Source organism: Candidatus Symbiopectobacterium sp. NZEC135 (genome assembly GCF_025962695.1).
In genome coordinates this window covers 1-1,220 of record NZ_JAGFPF010000554.1, presented here as the reverse complement: position 1 = coordinate 1,220, position 1,220 = coordinate 1, and the positions used below count along the sequence as shown (strand labels likewise).

General features: G+C 48.5%; 2 protein-coding genes. Both read left to right on the top strand.

The genetic code is table 11. The features are described from left to right. Positions 1-738: ATPase, T2SS/T4P/T4SS family (locus J5224_RS28730; RefSeq protein WP_264628499.1), on the top strand; the 738-nt coding region annotated here is incomplete at its 5' end. Next, on the top strand, positions 735-1,133 hold the full coding sequence (locus tag J5224_RS28725) for a cag pathogenicity island Cag12 family protein (RefSeq protein ID WP_264628498.1): 399 nt from the start codon (positions 735-737) through the stop codon (positions 1,131-1,133). The genes J5224_RS28730 and J5224_RS28725, both read left to right, overlap by 4 nt. Positions 1,134-1,220 lie beyond the last annotated feature (87 nt).

Sequence of the window (1,220 nt, the reverse complement as noted above, 5' to 3'; positions counted from 1 at the left end):
GAGCGTAACACGGTGTCCATCACCCTGCGTAAACCCTCACAGGTGCAAATCCCGCATCAGGACTATATCGCCGCCGGGTTTTATAACAGAGTGACGGGCACGGAAAAAATACAGACGCACGATCAGGAATTACTGGCCCTGTATAACGCAAAAGATATTCCACGCTTTATGGAAAAGTGCATGGAGTACGGCAAAACCATCGCAGTGGCCGGGGAAACCAGTACCGGAAAAACCACCTATATGAAGATGCTTATTGGTTTTATTCCGCGCCATCTTCGTATTACGACCATTGAAGATAATCCAGAAATCACCTTATTTATTCATAAAAACTACGTCCACCTTTTTTATCCGTCGGAATCGGCAGATGAAAAAGGGTCAATTGTGACGCCCGCCAGCCTGCTACGCTGGAATTACCGCATGAATCCCGACCGCATACTATTAACCGAAGTGCGCGGCGGTGAGGCCTGGGATTTTCTCAAGATAACCGGTTCCGGCCATGAAGGCAGTATGACCTCTATCCATGCCGGTTCGGCAATGGAAGCGGTAGACGGCTTTATTACCCGCTGTTATGAAACCCCGCAATGCGCCCGACTCCCTTACACCTTTATGTTACGCAAGGTACTGGACAGTCTGGACGTTATCGTGAGTATCGACCTGGACGGTAATGTGCGTCGGATGAATGATATTTATTTCCGGCCACTGCACCGCAGCGCCTTTTTTGAGGAGATGAAAGCATGATAAAAGTTATCCATATGCTGTTATTTTCGCTGGTGCTTTCAGGCTGTTCTTCCCCCCCGCCACCGGTTCCTGTTGAATGGGATAAACCGGGTAAGTCAGTCAATACCGGTTTACCGCAATGGCGAGACAACCCGGTTATTATTCCTTCTCCGGTGGTAAAAGATACATGGTTATTAACCATTCACGCACGGAATTTTAATGAGACTCGCTGGACGCCCTCCATATTTTACGCGGTCGCCCACTCTGCGCGTATTGTTGTTGCTACACCATCAGGCGCAGAATTCTTTACTGCAAAAAACTGGCTACGGCGATATGGCGCTAAAGACGTTATTGAATATCAGCCTGTCTCTGGCAGACTGACATGCAGCGACACCCGAATTTATTTCTCGCATTAAATCTTCCCCCTCACATCCTGAAATTCACCTCACCGTAAGGAGGTCATCATGGAATATTCCGCTATTGCGGCGGCAATGCTGTGCATT